At 64.4% G+C, this 16,653-nt stretch carries 16 protein-coding genes; 11 read left to right on the top strand and 5 right to left on the bottom strand.

Annotation, left to right across the window (positions count from 1 at the left end; translation table 11 throughout):
* The first annotated feature begins 104 nt into the window (after positions 1–104).
* From SKP52_RS03760 to SKP52_RS03770, 3 genes are all read left to right on the top strand, one after another.
* Complete coding sequence (locus SKP52_RS03760; protein ID WP_267128037.1) at positions 105–554, top strand: DUF1275 family protein; 450 nt, start codon at positions 105–107, stop codon at positions 552–554.
* Between the two features lie 95 nt (positions 555–649).
* The gene (locus SKP52_RS03765; RefSeq protein WP_148309023.1) at positions 650–1,366 is read left to right on the top strand and encodes a DUF4142 domain-containing protein; all 717 of its coding nucleotides are present in this window, start codon (positions 650–652) and stop codon (positions 1,364–1,366) included.
* On the top strand, positions 1,356–1,724 hold the full coding sequence (locus tag SKP52_RS03770; protein WP_039571927.1) for a hypothetical protein: 369 nt from the start codon (positions 1,356–1,358) through the stop codon (positions 1,722–1,724). The genes SKP52_RS03765 and SKP52_RS03770 overlap by 11 nt, the downstream gene beginning before the upstream one ends.
* A gap of 24 nt (positions 1,725–1,748) precedes the next feature.
* On the opposite strand, the gene SKP52_RS03775 is transcribed toward SKP52_RS03770, so the two are convergent.
* Entirely contained in the window at positions 1,749–2,435 is a 687-nt protein-coding gene (locus tag SKP52_RS03775; RefSeq protein WP_052207774.1) for an MgtC/SapB family protein, read from the bottom strand.
* A 138-nt stretch (positions 2,436–2,573) separates the two neighbouring features.
* On the opposite strand from SKP52_RS03775, the gene gntA reads away from it, so the two are divergent.
* The gene (gene gntA, locus SKP52_RS03780) at positions 2,574–3,293 is read left to right on the top strand and encodes a guanitoxin biosynthesis heme-dependent pre-guanitoxin N-hydroxylase GntA (RefSeq protein ID WP_039571931.1); all 720 of its coding nucleotides are present in this window, start codon (positions 2,574–2,576) and stop codon (positions 3,291–3,293) included.
* 102 nt (positions 3,294–3,395) lie between these two features.
* On the opposite strand, the gene SKP52_RS03785 is transcribed toward gntA, so the two are convergent.
* Both SKP52_RS03785 and xth read right to left on the bottom strand, forming a co-directional pair.
* The gene (locus tag SKP52_RS03785; RefSeq protein ID WP_081997193.1) at positions 3,396–4,034 is read right to left on the bottom strand and encodes a DUF1989 domain-containing protein; all 639 of its coding nucleotides are present in this window, start codon (positions 4,032–4,034) and stop codon (positions 3,396–3,398) included.
* A gap of 64 nt (positions 4,035–4,098) precedes the next feature.
* Positions 4,099–4,893: an exodeoxyribonuclease III gene (xth, locus tag SKP52_RS03790; protein WP_039571935.1), complete on the bottom strand. Its 795-nt coding sequence runs from the start codon at positions 4,891–4,893 to the stop codon at positions 4,099–4,101.
* Between the two features lie 232 nt (positions 4,894–5,125).
* On the opposite strand from xth, the gene SKP52_RS03795 reads away from it, so the two are divergent.
* Both SKP52_RS03795 and SKP52_RS03800 read left to right on the top strand, forming a co-directional pair.
* Positions 5,126–5,305 (top strand): DUF3606 domain-containing protein, encoded by a 180-nt coding sequence (locus SKP52_RS03795; protein ID WP_039579659.1) that lies wholly within the window; start codon positions 5,126–5,128, stop codon positions 5,303–5,305.
* The gene (locus SKP52_RS03800) at positions 5,305–5,574 is read left to right on the top strand and encodes a hypothetical protein (protein ID WP_039571938.1); all 270 of its coding nucleotides are present in this window, start codon (positions 5,305–5,307) and stop codon (positions 5,572–5,574) included. Before SKP52_RS03795 ends, SKP52_RS03800 begins: the two co-directional genes overlap by 1 nt.
* A 51-nt stretch (positions 5,575–5,625) precedes the next feature.
* Here the strand turns inward: SKP52_RS03800 and SKP52_RS03805 are convergent, their stop codons facing one another.
* Positions 5,626–6,273 carry a nickel uptake transporter family protein gene (locus SKP52_RS03805; RefSeq protein ID WP_039571942.1) on the bottom strand — a complete coding sequence of 216 codons (648 nt, stop codon included), beginning with the start codon at positions 6,271–6,273 and terminating at the stop codon, positions 5,626–5,628.
* A gap of 165 nt (positions 6,274–6,438) precedes the next feature.
* On the opposite strand from SKP52_RS03805, the gene SKP52_RS03810 reads away from it, so the two are divergent.
* Genes SKP52_RS03810 through SKP52_RS03825 form a run of 4 tightly spaced genes read left to right on the top strand, consistent with a single transcriptional unit; the run spans position 6,439 to position 10,720 of the window.
* Positions 6,439–8,535 carry a TonB-dependent siderophore receptor gene (locus tag SKP52_RS03810; protein ID WP_039571945.1) on the top strand — a complete coding sequence of 699 codons (2,097 nt, stop codon included), beginning with the start codon at positions 6,439–6,441 and terminating at the stop codon, positions 8,533–8,535.
* Positions 8,536–8,577: 42 nt separating this feature from the next.
* Complete coding sequence (locus SKP52_RS03815; protein WP_039571948.1) at positions 8,578–8,886, top strand: hypothetical protein; 309 nt, start codon at positions 8,578–8,580, stop codon at positions 8,884–8,886.
* Positions 8,883–10,445: a PepSY-associated TM helix domain-containing protein gene (locus SKP52_RS03820; protein ID WP_039571951.1), complete on the top strand. Its 1,563-nt coding sequence runs from the start codon at positions 8,883–8,885 to the stop codon at positions 10,443–10,445. Before SKP52_RS03815 ends, SKP52_RS03820 begins: the two co-directional genes overlap by 4 nt.
* Positions 10,442–10,720, top strand: coding sequence for a DUF3325 domain-containing protein (locus tag SKP52_RS03825; RefSeq protein ID WP_039571953.1), 279 nt, complete (start codon positions 10,442–10,444; stop codon positions 10,718–10,720). Before SKP52_RS03820 ends, SKP52_RS03825 begins: the two co-directional genes overlap by 4 nt.
* Positions 10,721–10,820: 100 nt before the next feature.
* On the opposite strand, the gene SKP52_RS03830 is transcribed toward SKP52_RS03825, so the two are convergent.
* Positions 10,821–13,829 (bottom strand): TonB-dependent receptor plug domain-containing protein, encoded by a 3,009-nt coding sequence (locus SKP52_RS03830; protein ID WP_039571956.1) that lies wholly within the window; start codon positions 13,827–13,829, stop codon positions 10,821–10,823.
* A gap of 408 nt (positions 13,830–14,237) precedes the next feature.
* Between SKP52_RS03830 and SKP52_RS03835 the strand changes: the two genes are divergently transcribed.
* Positions 14,238–16,622 (top strand): penicillin acylase family protein, encoded by a 2,385-nt coding sequence (locus tag SKP52_RS03835; RefSeq protein ID WP_039579663.1) that lies wholly within the window; start codon positions 14,238–14,240, stop codon positions 16,620–16,622.
* The last annotated feature ends 31 nt before the right edge of the window (positions 16,623–16,653 follow it).

A 16,653-nucleotide genomic window follows, 5' to 3' on the forward strand; every position in this document is an offset into this window, starting at 1 on the left:
CGCCTCGCCCGACGCGAACAGCATCGTTGCCGCGGTCGCTGGCCGATGGCAGCCGCGTTGCATTACATGCCGGCGGTGCCGTCCTGGCCCTGCTTTCGGGAGTCGTGCTGACCAGCTTGATCACCAGTCGCTCGACGCGCTTCCGGCGCAGCGTCGCGCTGCTGGTGGCCGGCCTGTTCCTGGGTTGCGGTTTCGTCCTCCTTCACGCTGGCCCGGCTTATGGGGCCATCCTCCTCATCGCTTCGGCAATGGGCGCGGCCCATTGCTTGTTCGAACAGGATGCGGCGCCGCTCCGCGACACCTTGCTGCCCTCGGTCCAGGCGGTGCGTCTGGGCGAGGCACTCGCCGCTGGCAGGCTGCGCGAGACAAGGCGGTCACTGGCCTTCTGGCTCGTTTTCGTCGTCGGTGGGATGCTTGGCGCCGGTGCTTGGTTCCTGACCGACCGCTGGGCGCTCGTCCTGGCCGCGGGCTTCGCCTTTTGCGCGGCGATCGGCGCGCGACAACTCGAGCGGTTTCGATCGACCGACGGACCGTCCAACCCCAATGGAGCATGAAATGACCAGCGATAATGATTATGTCTATGACGAGGAAAGCGGCGAGTGGATGCCGGCCTCGCCGAAAGATCGAATATCCGGTTGAGGCCCGATGATTGGGCGCTCGGCACCGCTCGCACCCCGGAAGATTTGGCGATGCCGGGCGAAAGGCGCCCGCGCGAAAACCGGATCGACCTAGATCAACCGGCTCGATGGCTCCGGGCCTCGACGATAAGAAACATGGTGCTTGTCACATGACCTCCCAGCCCAGCCTCAAACCAACGACGCGGAGCGGTGAATTCTATTTGGCCCGCATGCAGGCGTGCCAGGCGGAGGCGAGCGCGACAGCGCTGCCCAATGCCACGCCCGTTGCCGATGCTGCGGCGCCGACCGACGCTGCTGGCTATATCGCGAAAGCGGGTGCGGGTGATCTTTGGGAAATCGAGTCTTCCAAGACGCTGATCGCCAAGTCTACGAAAGACGATGTGAAGGCCTTTGCGCGGATGATGATCGATCAGCACGGAAAATCGACTGCGAAAGTCAAGGCGGCCGCCGCGACAGCCGCGCTGCCGGTCCCGGCCCCGGTCCTCGACAGCAGCCAACTGGCTATGCTCGACGAAATCAAAAAGGCCGACCCGGCGACCATCGACGACATCTACCTGCGTCATCAGCAGACCGCGCACGACGCGGCGCTTGCTTTGCACCGCAGTTACGCGACCAATGGCGATACCGATAACCTCAAGAAAGCGGCCGGAGAAATCGCGCCGGTGGTCGAGACGCATATCGCCGATCTTGCCAAGCTCGGCCAGGCGGAGGCCGCAAATGCCCAGTGACACGACGCCGCGCCGCCCGCTCGGCGACGCCCGCTCCGATGCCGACCCCAAGGATCGGGCGCCCACGCCGGGTTCGCTCAAGCAGGCGGATGTCCAGAACCGCGAGAATGTCGGAACGGTGACGCCCGAGGACTATCCGCATGATCAGCGCGCCAAGCTCGACGAGGCCGGCCTGAACCGGGGCCGACGCGCCGGTACGGGAAGCGGACCGGCGACGGGCAGTGGGGCCGGCGCGGGTGGCAAGGGAAATGACGAGGATTATGACTCGGATCCGCAGAGCGGCGGCGGTGAGGCCGAAGTCCGCACCGATCATGGGCCCAAGACTGGCGGCGATGCGCCTGTTGGCGGCAGCCGCTAAGCTCGAGTTCGTCCGCGGCCGGCTTCAGGCCTGCTGAAGGCGAAGCGTATAGCCCCGAATGCGTTCGTCCTTCTTCCACGCGGCGACGAGCGAGAGCGCTTTCTTCTCGTCGAAACCGTCGGCGACCGCCGCGAATTTGACCGTATCGCCAATGAGTGTCTCGTCGACGGTCAGCGCCTTCAGGCCATGTTCGTCGAGCAGGGCGCGAAATTCGTCGGCGTTGACGTCGGCATTTCGGTCATAGGTCGCGCTGAGCCTTGCGACCCGTCGCTGCGGCGCGTGCCGCTCGGTGATCGTGACGGCGGCGAGAACGAGGAGCGATGCGGCTGTACCAAACAGCGCAAGCTCGTAGAAACCGATTCCGAACAGCATCCCGAGCGTTGACGTCGTCCAGAGCGACGCGGCAGTCGTCAGTCCGCGGACGCTCAGCCCTTCGCGGAAGATGACGCCGCCGCACAGGAACCCGATGCCAGTCAAAATGCCATGCGCCATCCGCACGGGGTCGATCCGGATGACCTCGCTCGGCGCATCGTTGAGCCACGCCATCTGGTGGACCGCGGCGAGCATCAACAGGCAGGAAGAGAGGGCGACGAGAATGTGCGTGCGCAGCCCCGCCGGGCTGGCGCGATATTCGCGTTCGGCACCGAGGATGGCGCCCGCGGCGATGGCGCCGACGATCGGCAGGAAAAGCCCGGAATCGAGAATGTTCATGCGCGATTTACGGTCGGGAGGCCCGAGAGTTCCGCTACGCCGAGGCGCATCATGCCTGTGGCTGTCGCGGCGGCGGAAAATCGTCGTAACATGGATTAATCGGCGCAACTTGGCTGGGTTGGCCTTCGTTTGCCGGTCATGCTTTCAACGACCAATGACAATGATCATCCGCTCGCGCTGCGCTTCGCCGACTTCATCCGAGACGTGGATTTTCCCTGCGTCGGCGCAAAGTCCGCGCTTGCCAAGCAGCAGATCCGCTTCGTCGTCGGGCGTGACCTCCGGTCGGCGTGGGACGATCTGCGCATCTATCCCAACCTGCTCGACCTGGCGTGGTCCTACGCGCGCGAACCGTCGCTCTTCCAGTCGCTCGTCATATTGTTCGAAGAGGACAGCGATCTCGACGAAGCCGGTTTCGAGCGCTGCCTGTGGGAGCGGCTCGCCTCGCTCTCGAACAAGGACGATTGGCATGGCCAGACGCCCGATCCGCGCGTCAGCACGGATCCGTCCGATCCGCATTTCTCGCTCAGCTTTGGCGGCGAGGCTTTTTTCGTCGTCGGCCTGCACCCCCGCGCAAGCCGTCCGGCGCGACGCTTCGAACGCCCGGCGCTCGTCTTCAACCTTCACGGCCAGTTCGAGCAGCTGCGCGCCGCCGGCATGTACGACAAGATGCGCAGCACGATCATCGCGCGCGATATCGCACTTTCCGGCGAGGCGAACCCGATGCTCGCGGCCCATGGGACCGTGTCGGAAGCGCGGCAATATTCGGGGCGCGCCGTTGGCGACGACTGGCGTTGCCCGTTTTCGGGGCGCGCAGTCGCGAGCGTCGGGAACGGCGCGCTCGGCGGACGAGGCGATTAATTGCCGGCCGGCTTGTGAGTTGCTCGAATTGATCTGGGTTGCGACGATTGACGGAGGCTCCTTTGCGGATGGCTTCCGGCGACTTTCGCTCGTTATCGGGGATCATTCTATCCGATAGTGGATCGGTTTGAATGTGCCGCCGCAGCTGTCATAGGCCGAACAGGCCGTCAGCCCGATCACGAGATCTGCGAGCGCGCGCAGGCGGATATAGTCGCCGGCCTTCGTCGTCGGCGGAAGCACGCGGAGCGAGCCATCGTCCGCGACCGGCACGTTCATGAAGATGTTGAAGGCGACGGGAATTGCGTCGGGATCGATGCCAAAGGGGGCGAGCGCTTCGGCAAGATTGCCGAAGCAGCCGCGATGGACGGGCTTGTCGCCATAAAAATGCCGGAAGGTCGCCTCGCTGCACGGGGTCAGCAGGAAGTCGTGCGTGCCAACGCTGTCTTCGATGATCTCGAGCATCGGCGTCGAGCGGTTCGACCAGAGCCGGTGGCCGCGCGTCAGGCGAATCCGTTCCTCATAATCGAAGGTGCGGCCATTCGAGATCGCCTCGCGCGGATCGGCCGCCATGAAGGCGAGCAGGTCGCTGACCTGGCCGCCTTCGGGGTCGATGACGCGGAGAACATCGCCCTTCCTCAATTCGAAGGCGGTGCCGCTGCGCGGCGCGATTTCGACCGCGCTCGCATCGGGCGCGCGGCGCGGCGATCCATTTTGGTCGTTTTGTGATGGAATTTCGGTCATGCTATTTCCTTGCGCTTTGAGGTCCGAGGGTGGCCTTCCGCTCTCCTTCTGACAATCGATCGCCTCATCTTCGGACCCGACGCTCGCTTGCGGCTAGCTCGATCCACGCCGGCGCATGGTCGCTCGTTTTCTCCCAGCCGCGCGGTCGCGTGTCGACGCCTGCGGCCCGCAGCCGCTTCGTCGCCGGCTTGTTGAGAAGAAGATGGTCGATCCGGATGCCGGCATTGCGCTCGAACGATTGCCGCCAATATGCCCAGAAGCTGTAAATGCGCTCGTCGGGATGAAGGTGGCGGATCGCGTCGGTCCAACCTTGGTCGAGAAGACGCCGGTAGGCGGCTTGCGCCTCAGGCGCGTAAAGCGCGTCGTCTTTCCAATTCTCGGGTTTGTAGACGTCGAGATCGGTGGGGATGACATTATAGTCGCCGCACGCGACGACGGGGGCATCGAGCTCGAACAGGCCCGCGAGGTGGCCGTGCAGCCGCTCCATCCACGTCAGCTTGTAATCGAACTTGGGGCCAGGCCAGGGGTTGCCGTTGGGCAGATAAAGGCCGGCGACGAGAATGCCGCCGACCGCGGCCTCGATATAGCGGCTCTGCTCGTCGTGCGGGTCGCCGGGGAGACCGCGCCGCGTCTCATGGATTTCGCCTACGCGGCTGAGCATGGCGACGCCGTTCCAGCGGCTCTGCCCGTGCCAGATCGCGTCATAACCCGCGTCGCGGATTTCCTTCTCGGGAAATTTATCCTGCGGCGCCTTCAGTTCCTGGAGGCAGACGATGTCGGGCTCGGCGAGCGCGAGCCATCTGAGCAGGATGGGAAGCCGTCCGCCGATCCCGTTCACATTATAGGTCGCGATCTTCACAGATCAGCCAGCTTCTGGTCAGCCCGGCGTAGCCGGAGAGGAGGCGAATAGCGCGCAGAAGTCGCAGGCGCCGAACATTTTGGCTTGCCCGCTACTTCGGCTCCTTGGGCAGGGGAATTCGCAGTGCCAGCCATCCTCTATAGACCGACCGCAAGACTATTCGTTCCCGCAGCGACCTCAGCCGCAACTTGCCCCGGGCAAGCGCGTTGCTTTGGGGAACAAGGAGCCGATCATGGCAGACGATAAAGGCAGTACCGGTGCACCCGACCGCGACCGCATCAGTCTCGGCGAAGATTATGAGGTGCGCGACTGGACGAAGACGCTTGGCGTCAGCGAAGCGGAACTGCGCGAGGCGGTCGATGCGGTAGGCAGCGCGACCGATGCCGTCCGCGCCTATCTGAACAAAGATTGATGGCATCCGGCCTCGACCGGGCGATGACCTCGCCGCTCGAACGAGTGGCCCGCGTTCTCGCGGGGCATGCCCTCAGCCGCAACGCCGACGGCGACATGACCTCGGCGGGCGAGGCTGTGGACGCGCTTTGGGGTGACTATAGCGATGCCGCTCTGGCGGTGTCGCGTGCCCTCCGCGAACCGAGCGCCGCGATGCTGGCCGTCGGCGACGGCGACATCTGGGACTGCATGCTTCATGCCGCGATCGAGGATGAAACGATCTCGGACTAAAGGCGCTGGAGGACGGGGCGTGCGATGCCTCGCTACCCGTCTCCCTCCGCCCTATTTCGCGACGAAGGTCAGCGTCGAAACATGGATGGTCTTCTCGACCGTCTTGCCGCCCAGCGTGCGGGCGCCCTCGACATCGTGCGAGACGGACAGCAGATAACGGCCCGGCGTGGTTATCGGAACCGCGATGCCGCCCTGGGGGGTGGCGGTGAAGCTCTTTTGCCAACGGTCGGCATTGACGACGGTGACCTTGGCGCCCGGGAGCGGTTTGCCGAGCCAGTTTACGACGAAGCTGTCGGCGTTGGCGCTGACTGGGCTGATCTCCAGATCGAGTACGGATTTCGCTTCTTCGCGGCCCGCCCGCGCATAATAGACGACGCCTTCCCATTTCCCGCCTTCGCCCTGCCACGGCGCGAAGACATTGTCGTCGGAGAGGCGGACGTCGCCCGAGCCCGCGGCGGCGGCCTCGATATGATTTGCGCGGCGCACGAGCGGCGCGGGCTTTGCGGGATCGCCCTGAAACAGCTTCGGCGCCTTGAGGTTCGGGAACTCGGGATCGCCCGCCTCCGGCACGACATCGGCGGGTTCGCCCAGATAGATGCGCGCGGGGCCTGCGGCGTCCCGCTCGATCCAGACCTCATGCGCCATCGCGGGCGATGCAAGGAAACTGAAAGCCATCAAGGCCGCAAAACTCGTCTTCATAAGAACCTCCAGATGACATCGTTGGCTGCAAGGCAAGCCCCCGGGTGCCCACTATGTGCCCGCCGACGCGCCTTATTGCAAACGATTATTAATAGCTTGCTATTGCACGCGGTTCGCTATAGCCGCCGCCCCTAATTGAGATTGAGTCGCAAAAAGGGGAACGCCATGACCGTCCGAATGATCGCGCTCTGCGGAGCAGCCACACTCGTCGTCGCCGCCAATTCGGCCTGGGCGAGCGAAGCTGCGGGGGCCGCCGTTGCAGAGGCCGCCACCGCCGAAGGTGATGCGGGCGCCGGCGAGGACATGATCGTCGTCACCGGCTATACCGGAACGAAGACCGACACCGCGCTGGCCGAACTGCCGCAGCCGATCAAGGTCATCACCGCCGAGCAATATCAGGCGCAGGGCGCGATCAGCATCAGCGACACGGTGAAATATGCCGCTGGCGTTCTCGCCAATCCTTACGGCCGCGACACGCGCGTCGACGGTTTCAACGTTCGGGGACTCGACGCGTTGCAGTTCCGCGACGGCATGCGCGACATTTTCTCCTATTACGCCTCGATCACCTCGGACCCGTATAATTTCTCGCGTGTCGAGATCGTCCGCGGGCCGGCGTCGGTGCTGTTCGGCCAGGGGTCGATCGGCGGCCTCGTCAATCTGGTCAGCAAGACGCCGGACTTCGTCACGCGCGGTGAAGTCAATCTCGTCTATGGCAGCTATGACCGCAAGGAAGTGCTGGGTGACGTCAATCTTGCGCTCGCCGACAATCTCGCCGTCCGCTTCGTCGGCCGCGCGCGCGACGCCGACACCTTCATCGACCATGTCCCCGACGACCGCGTGATGTTCGCGCCCTCGATCCGCTGGCAGCCGACCCCTGACACCGACGTCATTCTCACCGGCCTCTATCAGGAGGACGACACCGGCTCGACCTCGCAATTCCTGCCGATCGTCGGCACCTTCCGGCCCAACAAAGTCGCGGGCGCGCAGCTCGATCGCTATACCTTCGTCGGCAAGGCCGGCTGGGACCGCTATAACGGCCGCTCGCTCCAGGGCGGCGGATCGATCACCCACCGCTTCTCGGACAATGTGAAGCTCAGCCTCAAGGCGCGCTACATCGACAGCGACCTCGAATATAACACTCATTATGCCGACAGCTACACCAACCCGCAGGACCCTTTCTCGGTCTATGGCACCAACGGGCGTACAATCGCCCTGATCGCCGACGCCAGCGACGCGCGGATGAACGTCTTTTCGACCGACAATAATCTCCAGTTCGATTTCGCCACCGGCGCCAATATCGAACACAAGCTGCTCGTCGGTATCGACTACAGCTGGAACAAGGTGGGCAAGCGTTACGCCGGGGGGCGCGAGATCGTCGACCTCTACGACATCGATTATGACGCGCTGCTAACCTATGATCCGAGCGGCGACTTCACGAAGGAAAGCCAGAAGCAACTGGGCATATACGTCCAGGACCAGATCCGCTTCTTCGACCGCGTCTCGGTCGTGCTGGGCGCGCGCCGCGACCGCGTCACCGGCTCGTCGGGGCAGAAGGATAATGCCACGACCTTCCGCGCCGGGATCATCGGCGAGATCGGCGCGGGTTTCTCACCCTTCTTCAGCTATACAGAGAGCTTCCTGCCGGTCGCCGGCCGCATCGACAATGGCGACGGCACCTTCGGCGATCCTTATCGTCCGCAGACCGGCACTCAATATGAAGCGGGGGTGAAGTGGCAGCCGACACCTAACACGCTCGTCACCGCGACCGCCTTCAAGATCAAGGAACGCAACCGCGTCCTCTATCTCGCCGCCGGCGGTACGACCCAGTCGGGTGAGCTCAACACAAAGGGTTTCGAGATCGAGGCCAGTCACACGCTACCGGGCAATTTCGAACTGCTCGCCAATTACGGCTATTCGAAGCTCAAGTCCGAAACCAACACCAGCCTCGACTATATGCCGCGCCACACCGCGTCGCTGTGGTCGACCAAGACCTTCGGCCTTGCGGACGAAGCGCAGCTGCGGCTCGGCGGCGGCGTCGTCTACAGCGGCAAGAGCGTGTCGACGAGCGACATCTGGTCGATCGTCACACCGTCGCGCACGACGGTCGATGCGCTGGCCGAGATCAGCTGGAACAATTGGCGCGTCGCGGTCAACGCCACGAACATGCTGGGCAATAAATATTACGCCTCCTGCCTCGCGCGCGGGGACTGCTTCGTCGGCGCGCCGCGCAACGTGATGGGTACGCTCGGTTATCGCTTCTAGTGCGCTATTGCGAGTTAGTCGCAATCTTGCGATAGGGTCATCATGAGCAGGGCGGTCGAAATTTTACGCGGCGCAATATGGCGCGATGTCGCTGCGCGCGCGCTGGCCGCGGTGCCGCTAAACTATGCCGTGACCAGCGCGCTGACGATGCTGATCGCGCGGCTTTTGCCCGGCGGTGCCCAGCAGGCGTCGGTCGGCGCGACGCTTCTGTCCTTCCTCATCTTCGCGGGCGTTGCGATGGCCGCGTTCGCCGTGCGCTCGGTGTCGTGGCTGTGGGCGGGGCTGATCGCGACGGGGGTGGCCGCGGGGCTCGCCGACTGGTGCTTCATCGCCTGGGGAGGCCGGCTGTGAAGAACGGCTTCCGGCAATCGATGGCGTGGCTTCACACCTGGACCGGCCTGCTGTTGGGCTGGCTGCTTTTCGCGATCTTCGTCACCGGCACGTCTTCTTATTTCCAGGAAGAGATTACCGCCTGGATGACGCCCGAGGTTCGCAGCGTTCCGGCGGACGGCCCGAAAAGCTTTGCGGCGGCGACGCGCTGGCTTGAGCGGGAAGCACCGGGCGCCAGCGAATGGTCGGTCTATTCGGCCGGCAAGCGCGCGGCGGGCCTTCAGCTTTATTGGGTCAACGGTCCCGATGCGCCCGCAGACGCACCGACCGATGCACGCCTTGACGGGGGGGGTCGCAAGGCAGAGGCACGCGAAACGCGGGGCGGCGAGTTCCTCTACCGCTTCCACTACGACCTCCATTATATCAACTGGTACTGGGCGCGCTGGATCGTCGGGATCGCCGCGATGGCGATGCTCGTTGCGATTTTTTCGGGCATCGTCACGCACAAGAAGATCATCGCCGACTTCTTCCTGCTTCGCCTCGGCAAAGGCCAGCGGAGCTGGCTTGATGCGCATAATGTGTCGAGCGTGCTGTTCCTGCCCTTCATCCTGATGATCACCTATACCGGGCTGGTGAGCCTTGCGACGCATTATATGCCTTGGGGTATCGCCGCGAATTATGCCGACCAGCAAAAATTCTTCGACACGACCTTCCCCTGGCCGACGCCGGCCGAAAAGGTGGGACCGGCGCCGCTGACCGCCGTGGCGCCGCTGGTCGAGCGCGCCGAGCGCACATGGGGCGCCGGCGCCGGAAGCGTCCGTATTCTTAACCCGGGCGACCGGACGGCGCAGGTCATCGTATCGACCGCGCCCGACGCCGGCATGTCGGTCCGGCCGCGGTCGCTGACGTTCGACGGCGTGACCGGTAAGCTGATTTCGGCGCACAATCCGTCGGGCGCCTCGACGGCGACCGAAGGCACGATGATCGGCCTGCACGCGGGCCGCTTCGCCAGCGGCGTGCTGCGCACCCTCTATTTCCTCTCGGGCCTCGCCGGCTGCATCATGGTTGCCTCCGGCCTGATCCTGTGGACGGTGAAGCGCCGCGCCAAGCTGGCCGATCCCGACCGGCCGCATTTCGGGTTTCGCCTCGTCGAGAAGCTGAACGTCGGCGCGATTGCAGGGCTGCCCTTCGCAATAGCCGCCTACTTCCTCGCCAACCGCCTTTTGCCCGTGGGCGGGGCAGGGCGAAGCGACCGCGAGATCGCGGCCTTTTTCATTGCGTGGGGCGCCGTGTTCGTCTGGGCGACGGCGCGCCCCTCAGCGCGGGCCTGGGTCGAGGCTCTTGCCGCGGTGGCTGTGTCCTTTGCGCTCGTCCCGGTGATCAATGCGCTGACGACCGACCGCTCGCTGGTTGCCAGCCTGATCGCCGACGATTGGGTCTTTGCGGGCTTCGACGCGACGATGTTGCTTATCGCCGCCGGTTTCGGATGGGCCGCTTCGAAGGTGCTGCGTCGCTCGGCGGGCCCAAGGACGGCGAGAGGCAAGCGGCCGGCCAGATCGCCTTCGGTCGAGGTCGCATGATCCATTTCCTGCTTCTGCTGCTCGCGACCGCGGGCTTCGGCCTGCTGTGCCTGTCGCGCGAACGACACCAACGCGACCTGATCGGCCGCAAGCTTCCGATGCGAACGGGATATTATGCGCGGTGGAGCGGGATCGCGATCCTTGCCATTGCCTTCGTGCTTGCGGGCAGCCGCCTGGGGTGGGGCGTCGGTACGCTCGAGTGGCTGGGTCTGGCGAGCGTGGGAGCCGTCCTGACGATGGCGATGCTTTCGCGCCGATCGGGGCGCATTTCGTAGCCGCGCTGACAAGGCTGCCATCGCGGTCGGAATCCCGTGAGCAGGATTGGCAAAAAAGGAGGGCCCCGAGGGACCCTCCTTTGTTTTCAGTCGCTCCACATCACTTCATCTTGAAGCGGACCCCTACGCGGAAGGTGCGGCCCAGCAGGTCCGAAAACGTGCTGTTCGCTGCAAGGCCGGTTTCAGGCAAAAGCAACGGATCGGCGTCGAACAAATTGGTCACGTTGAAGAAAAATTCGCTTTCCGAGGCGTTCCCCACGCTGACCTTTTGCGTCAGGTTGAGGTCGATGTAGAATGTCCCCTTGACGTGATTATTGTCATAGGTCGGGAACTGGCTGCTCGAAGTCGGGCATCCCGATGTACATTCTATGGCATTAGCCAGATATTTGCCCGAACTGACGCCGCGGCCTGTGACCGTACCGGAGAAGGTCGGGGTCGAATAGTTGAGGTTGGCGCGGAATATCCACTTGGGGGTGCTAGCCTGACCGCCATTTGCCCCGACCGTGTTCACGGGGGTCGTTCCGGCGATGCCGGTGTCCGAAAGATTTTCGATATAGCGCGTCGCGGTTCCCTTCAGGGTGATGGCGCTATTTTCCCCGACCGGCAGACGATAAGCCGCGTCGAAGTCGATACCGCGCACCAGCCGGCTCACATAGTTGAACGGCTGGGTGCGGATCAGCAGATAAGGCGTGGTCGGCGTCGAACGGGTCGGGTCGGTGGTGATCGCGTCGCAGAATGTCTGCACCCCTTCGTCGCACCGGTTGACGACTTCCTGCGCACTGATCGTGTCGATCGCATCTTCGAGGTCGATGCGGAAATAATCGACCGATGCGCTGAAGCCCGGCAGGAAGCGCGGCGTGATCACGCCGCCGATGTTCCACGAATCCGCCTTTTCGGGCTGGAGCGCCGGGTTGCCCGTCGTCAGGCCGGAATAGGGAAAGAATTGCGGCCCATTGGCCGGATTGTTGGCGTCGAAGTTCGGGTTGCGGACCGAATCGCTGTTCGCGGTGCCCGCCTGAAACTGCTCGTTCAGGTTGGGTGCGCGAATGTCGCGCGACCGTGTCACGCGGAACCGGATATCCTCGATCGGTGCCCAGGTCGCGCCAAGCTTCCACGTGGTGACATAGCCCGAGGTCGAATAATCGGTCGCGCGCACCGCGCCGTTGAATTCCAGGCCAAAGCCAAGCGGAACCACGGTCTCGAGATAAGCTTCCTTCACATTATAGCTGCCCTTGAACGGCAGATAGTTGCCGACCGACCAGGCATTCCGGAATCCGGGCCGCCCGTTGGAGTCCACCGTCGCGATCGGCTGGAACTCGGTCGGCACGCTGCCGCGGATCTTTTCTTCACGATATTCGCCGCCGATCGCGACGCTGACGTCGCCCGCCCAGGTAGCGAACGGCGTCAGCGACAGGTTGGCGCCGGCGACATATTGTTCGAGCACCTGTTTGCGGTACGGATCGCCGAGCACATAATCGATCGCCGCCGGATCGGCGACGCCAATGCCTAGGCGGTTCAGCGGCACGCAGCCGGCATCATTGTTTGTGGTGTCGGCATCGACGTTGATCAGGCACTGGATCGAACCGTCGGGCGCAAAGGCTGCGTTCGATGCGTTCGCCATGCGCGTGACATGCATGATGTTGCGCAGCTGTTCGCGCACATCCGACCGGCCATATTGGCCAAAGATGTCCCAGCGCGCCGATTTGCCAAAGGCGTCGAACTGACCCTCGGCGCCGATGACATAGCGCTGGACCTTGCGTTTGTTGTTGATGCCGCGGAAGGGCAGGTCGGCCGCCGTGGTCGTGATGCTGACGCTGGTGACACCGGCGAGCCGGTCGGCGCCTAACGTTTGCAGGGCAAAGGCGTTACAGGTGGTGGGTACCGGAATCGTCGTACAGCCAGTTGTGTTCAGCACCGCCGAACCGAGGTTGGGCCCCGCGTTGAAGAAGACTTCCTGCTTGTTGAATGACCCTTCGGCGAACAGCGTGACATTGTCCGAGACGTCGAAGCTGGTGCGGCCATAGACGCCCCAGCGATCGTCCTTCGGCGCGAGGCCGATGCGGCGGCCCGAATCGTTGAGACGCCAGTCGCCGCCAACCGTCCGCGTGACCGCGGAGCCAGTGCCGGGGCCGGTGGGGTTGAGCGTCGGCGAGTTGAACGACCCATATTGGAACGGAATGACCTGGCCGTTCTGGCCGAAATACAGGCCGCGCAAACTATTGGCAGAGGTCCCGGTCGAAGCGGTGATGAAGCCGCCCGGCGCCTGATTGGTCTGTCCGGCATTCTCGCGGAAGGTGATGAAGGCCGGCTGGCCGTTCGTCGCGGTATAGGCGGGGTTGGCAAAGGCCAGATAGCCCTTGTGGTTCCACGGCCGATCGTTCGGATCGATTTCGTAAATGCCGTCCTGATGCGCGATTTCGGCGTTGAAGATGGCGTGACCGCGGCCGTCGGCGAACGACATGCCGCCCGCGATGCTGCCCGAATAGTTGAAGCCGTCGCCCTTGTCGGTGAGGCCGATGTCGCCGGTGATGCGCAGCCCCTCCATCTTCTTGTTGAGGACGAAGTTGACGACGCCGGTGACCGCGTCCGAACCATAGGCCGACGAGGCGCCGCCGGTAACGACCTCGACGCGCTCGATCAGCGCCTGCGGGATCGTGTTGATGTCGACCCAGCCGAAGATCGTGGAACCGACCGACCGACGACCATCTACCAGGACAAGCACGCGGCTTTCGCCGAGGTTGCGCATGTTGATCGCATTGATACCCGCCGACCCGTTAGAGATGTTCAGGCGCGAGTTGGCGGGCTTTGTCGATCCGGCAAGTTGGGGCAGTTGGTTGACGAAGTCTGCGATGTTGTTCGACGGCGAGGTGTTCTGGATATCCTCCTGCGTCAGGACCACCACTGGGGTAGGCGCCTGAAAGCCGTCGCGTGCTACACGCGAGCCGGTGACGATGATCTGGTCACCCGATGCCGCTTCGACGCTATCAGCGGGGGCGGTCGCCTCCTGCGCCAGTGCCGGCGCGCCATGCACCAGCGCCAGCGCGGTCATCGCCGCGCCGAAGCGGCCTTTGTGGCCCAGCGGCCGACGAATTCGTCCCATATCACGCATCTAACAGTCCCCTTTTTCCGAATGGCCAAGCCGCACGCCGCCGATGCGTGCCCCGGCGTCGATACGCCGGGTTGGCTTGCCGTCTTTGCCCTACCTGCCGTTTGGCGGATGTTTGGCTCCGCCTTTTTATTTTGTGCTATTCGTCCGTCCCGGTCCGGCCGTCGCCATCGCCGAGGGCGTGGGCGGCCAGTTTCGTGACAGCGAAGTTACAGGGTGGTTGCAGGGGGTCAACAGCTTCGCAGCTAACCCGGCGATATGGACATATAGCCCCAGGGAATAGCGTCGCCGGATGCCGGGCTGATCGGATAGCTTGCAGTTATAGGGCGTAGCCCGGTTGCTATGGCCTTGCGGCGCTTTGCTGCGATAGGGTCGCATTTCGTCATTTCATATCTGATTGGGGAGGGCCTGTTGATCCAGCGCCGCGCGTTTCTTTTGGCTTCGGTTGCGCTTGCCGCGATGCCGGGAAGCCTTTTCGCGAAATCCAGGGTCCAGGGCACCGCGCAAACCATCCGCCTTTCGGGCGCGCGGGCGCCGGTCGAGGTGGTCGAGGACGAGCTCGGCGTGCCGCACGTCCGCGCCGCCTCGCTGCACGACGCTTTCTTTGGGCAGGGCTATCTGGTCGCGCGCGACCGTCTGTTCCAGATCGACATCGACCACCGCCGCGATATGGGGCGACTGGCCGAAGCATTCGGGCCGCAGTTCGTCGCCGCCGACCGGGCGGCGCGGCTCTTCCACTATCGCGGCGACGTCGCCGCCGAACTCGCGGCGCTGCCCGCCGACGTGCTGGAATGTGCACAGGGCTATGTCGCCGGGGTCAACGCCCGGATCGATGAACTCGCGGCCGACCCGTCGGCATTGCCGCTCGAATATGGCATATTGGGGATCAGCCCGCTGCGCTGGGAGGTCACCGATCTGGTGCGGGGACGCGGCATTGGCATGGGCGACGCCGATGACGAGGTGCGCCGCGCGCAGCTTCAGGCGCGCGGGTTGCTCGATGCCGACCAGCTGATGATCCCGCTGCGCCCCGCCTGGTCCTTTACCGTCCCTGATGGGCTCGATTGCGCGGCGGTCAGCGACGCCGATCTTGGCGTCCTCGATCCGTCGAACCGGCCGATCGATTTCGACGCGGTTCAGGAGGCGCGGCTCGACCCCGAAGCGCGCTGGACCGACCGCTTCGCGCTGGGCAGCAACGCATGGACGATCGCGCCGTCGCGGAGCGCAACGGGCCGGCCGATCCTGGCCAACGACCCGCATCTCGGCATCGGCCGCGCCAGTCCGCGGCATATGTGCCACCTGTCGGCGCCGGGGCTCGACGTCATCGGCGCGGGCGCGCCGGGGCTGCCCGGCATCATGCAGGGGCACACCGACCGCTTCGCCTTCGGCCGCACCAATTTCCACATCGACCAGACCGACCTGTTCATCCTGCGCACCAAAGAAGGCGATCCCGGCCGTTATTGGCACAAGGGCGAGTGGAAGGCGTTCGAAACCTTCGAGGACGAGATCCCGGTCAAGGGTGCGCCGAGCGAGCGTGTGACGTTGCGCTATGCCGCGGGCCGCCCGATCGTGTCCGAGGACGCCGCGCGCAGCCGCGCCGTCGCCTTCGCCACGGTCAGCATGCTGCCGGGCGCCAACATGCGTTTTGCGATCATCGCGATCAACCTGTCAAAGGATTGGGCGTCGCTGCGCCAAGCGTTCAAGCTGCATGTGTCGCCGACCAATCTCCATTACGCCGATATCGACGGCAACACCGGCTGGCAGACGATCGGTTTCACGCCGCGCCGGCCGAAGCATGACGGGCTGTTTCCGGCGCCCGGCGACGGCGATTTCGACTGGACGGGCATCTTGCCGGTCGAGGATATGCCCCACGTCTATAACCCGCGCGAAGGCTGGTTCGCCTCGGCCAACCAGATGAACCTGCCGGCGGACTATCCCTATCGCGAGCGGATCATCAGTTTCAGCTGGAGCGATCCGTTCCGCTACAACCGCATCGCCGAGGTGCTGCGCGCGCAGCCGAAGCACCGGATCGCGGACAGCATCGCGCTCCAGCACGATGTTCAGTCGCTTCCGGCGCGTGCGCTGTTGAAGCTGCTTCCTGCCAATCCGACGGCCGAGGCTGCGCCCGCAGTCGCGCTGCTCCGGCGCTGGGATTGCGGGATCGAGGCCGATAGTGCCGCAGCATTGCTTTATGAAATGGTGATGCCGGCGCTATCGACGGACTTTTACGACCGGATCGTGCCCGCGGCGGCGCGCGATCTGATCGCGTCGGTCAATCTGTCGGAAATGCTGCGCATCCTTGCGTCGCCCGACAAGCGCCTGGGCGACGATCCTGCCGCGGCGCGCGATGCGATTATCGACCGCGCGCTGGCGGCGGGATGGAAAAAGGCGGTCGAACTCGGCGGCCCCGACCCGGCGCGCTGGAAATGGGGCGACCTGCACCGCGTGACGATCGCGCATTCGCTGGCGTCGAACCCGGCGATCGCCGCCGCTTTTCCCCGGATCGAGGGCGGCCGCTCGGGCGGCGACGGGACGACGCCGATGGCGCGCGGCTTCAACCCCAAGCGCGGTTTCAACGTGTCGCACGGCGCGAGCTATTTGTTCGTCGCCGACGTCGGCGCGTGGGACAATAGCCGCTTCCTGCTGTTGCCCGGCCAGTCGGCCGACCCCCGCTCGCCGCGTTACCGCGACTTTTATCCGCTCTGGCTGGCGGGCGCGATGCAGCCCCTGTGGTTCAGTCAGGCGGCGGTCGACCGGCATGCGGAAAGCCGACTGGTGCTGACGCCCGCGGCTGGATGACCTAAGCTACCATCCGATCCGTTTGCATCGA

This window comes from Sphingopyxis fribergensis (genome assembly GCF_000803645.1).
Lineage (GTDB): Bacteria > Pseudomonadota > Alphaproteobacteria > Sphingomonadales > Sphingomonadaceae > Sphingopyxis > Sphingopyxis fribergensis.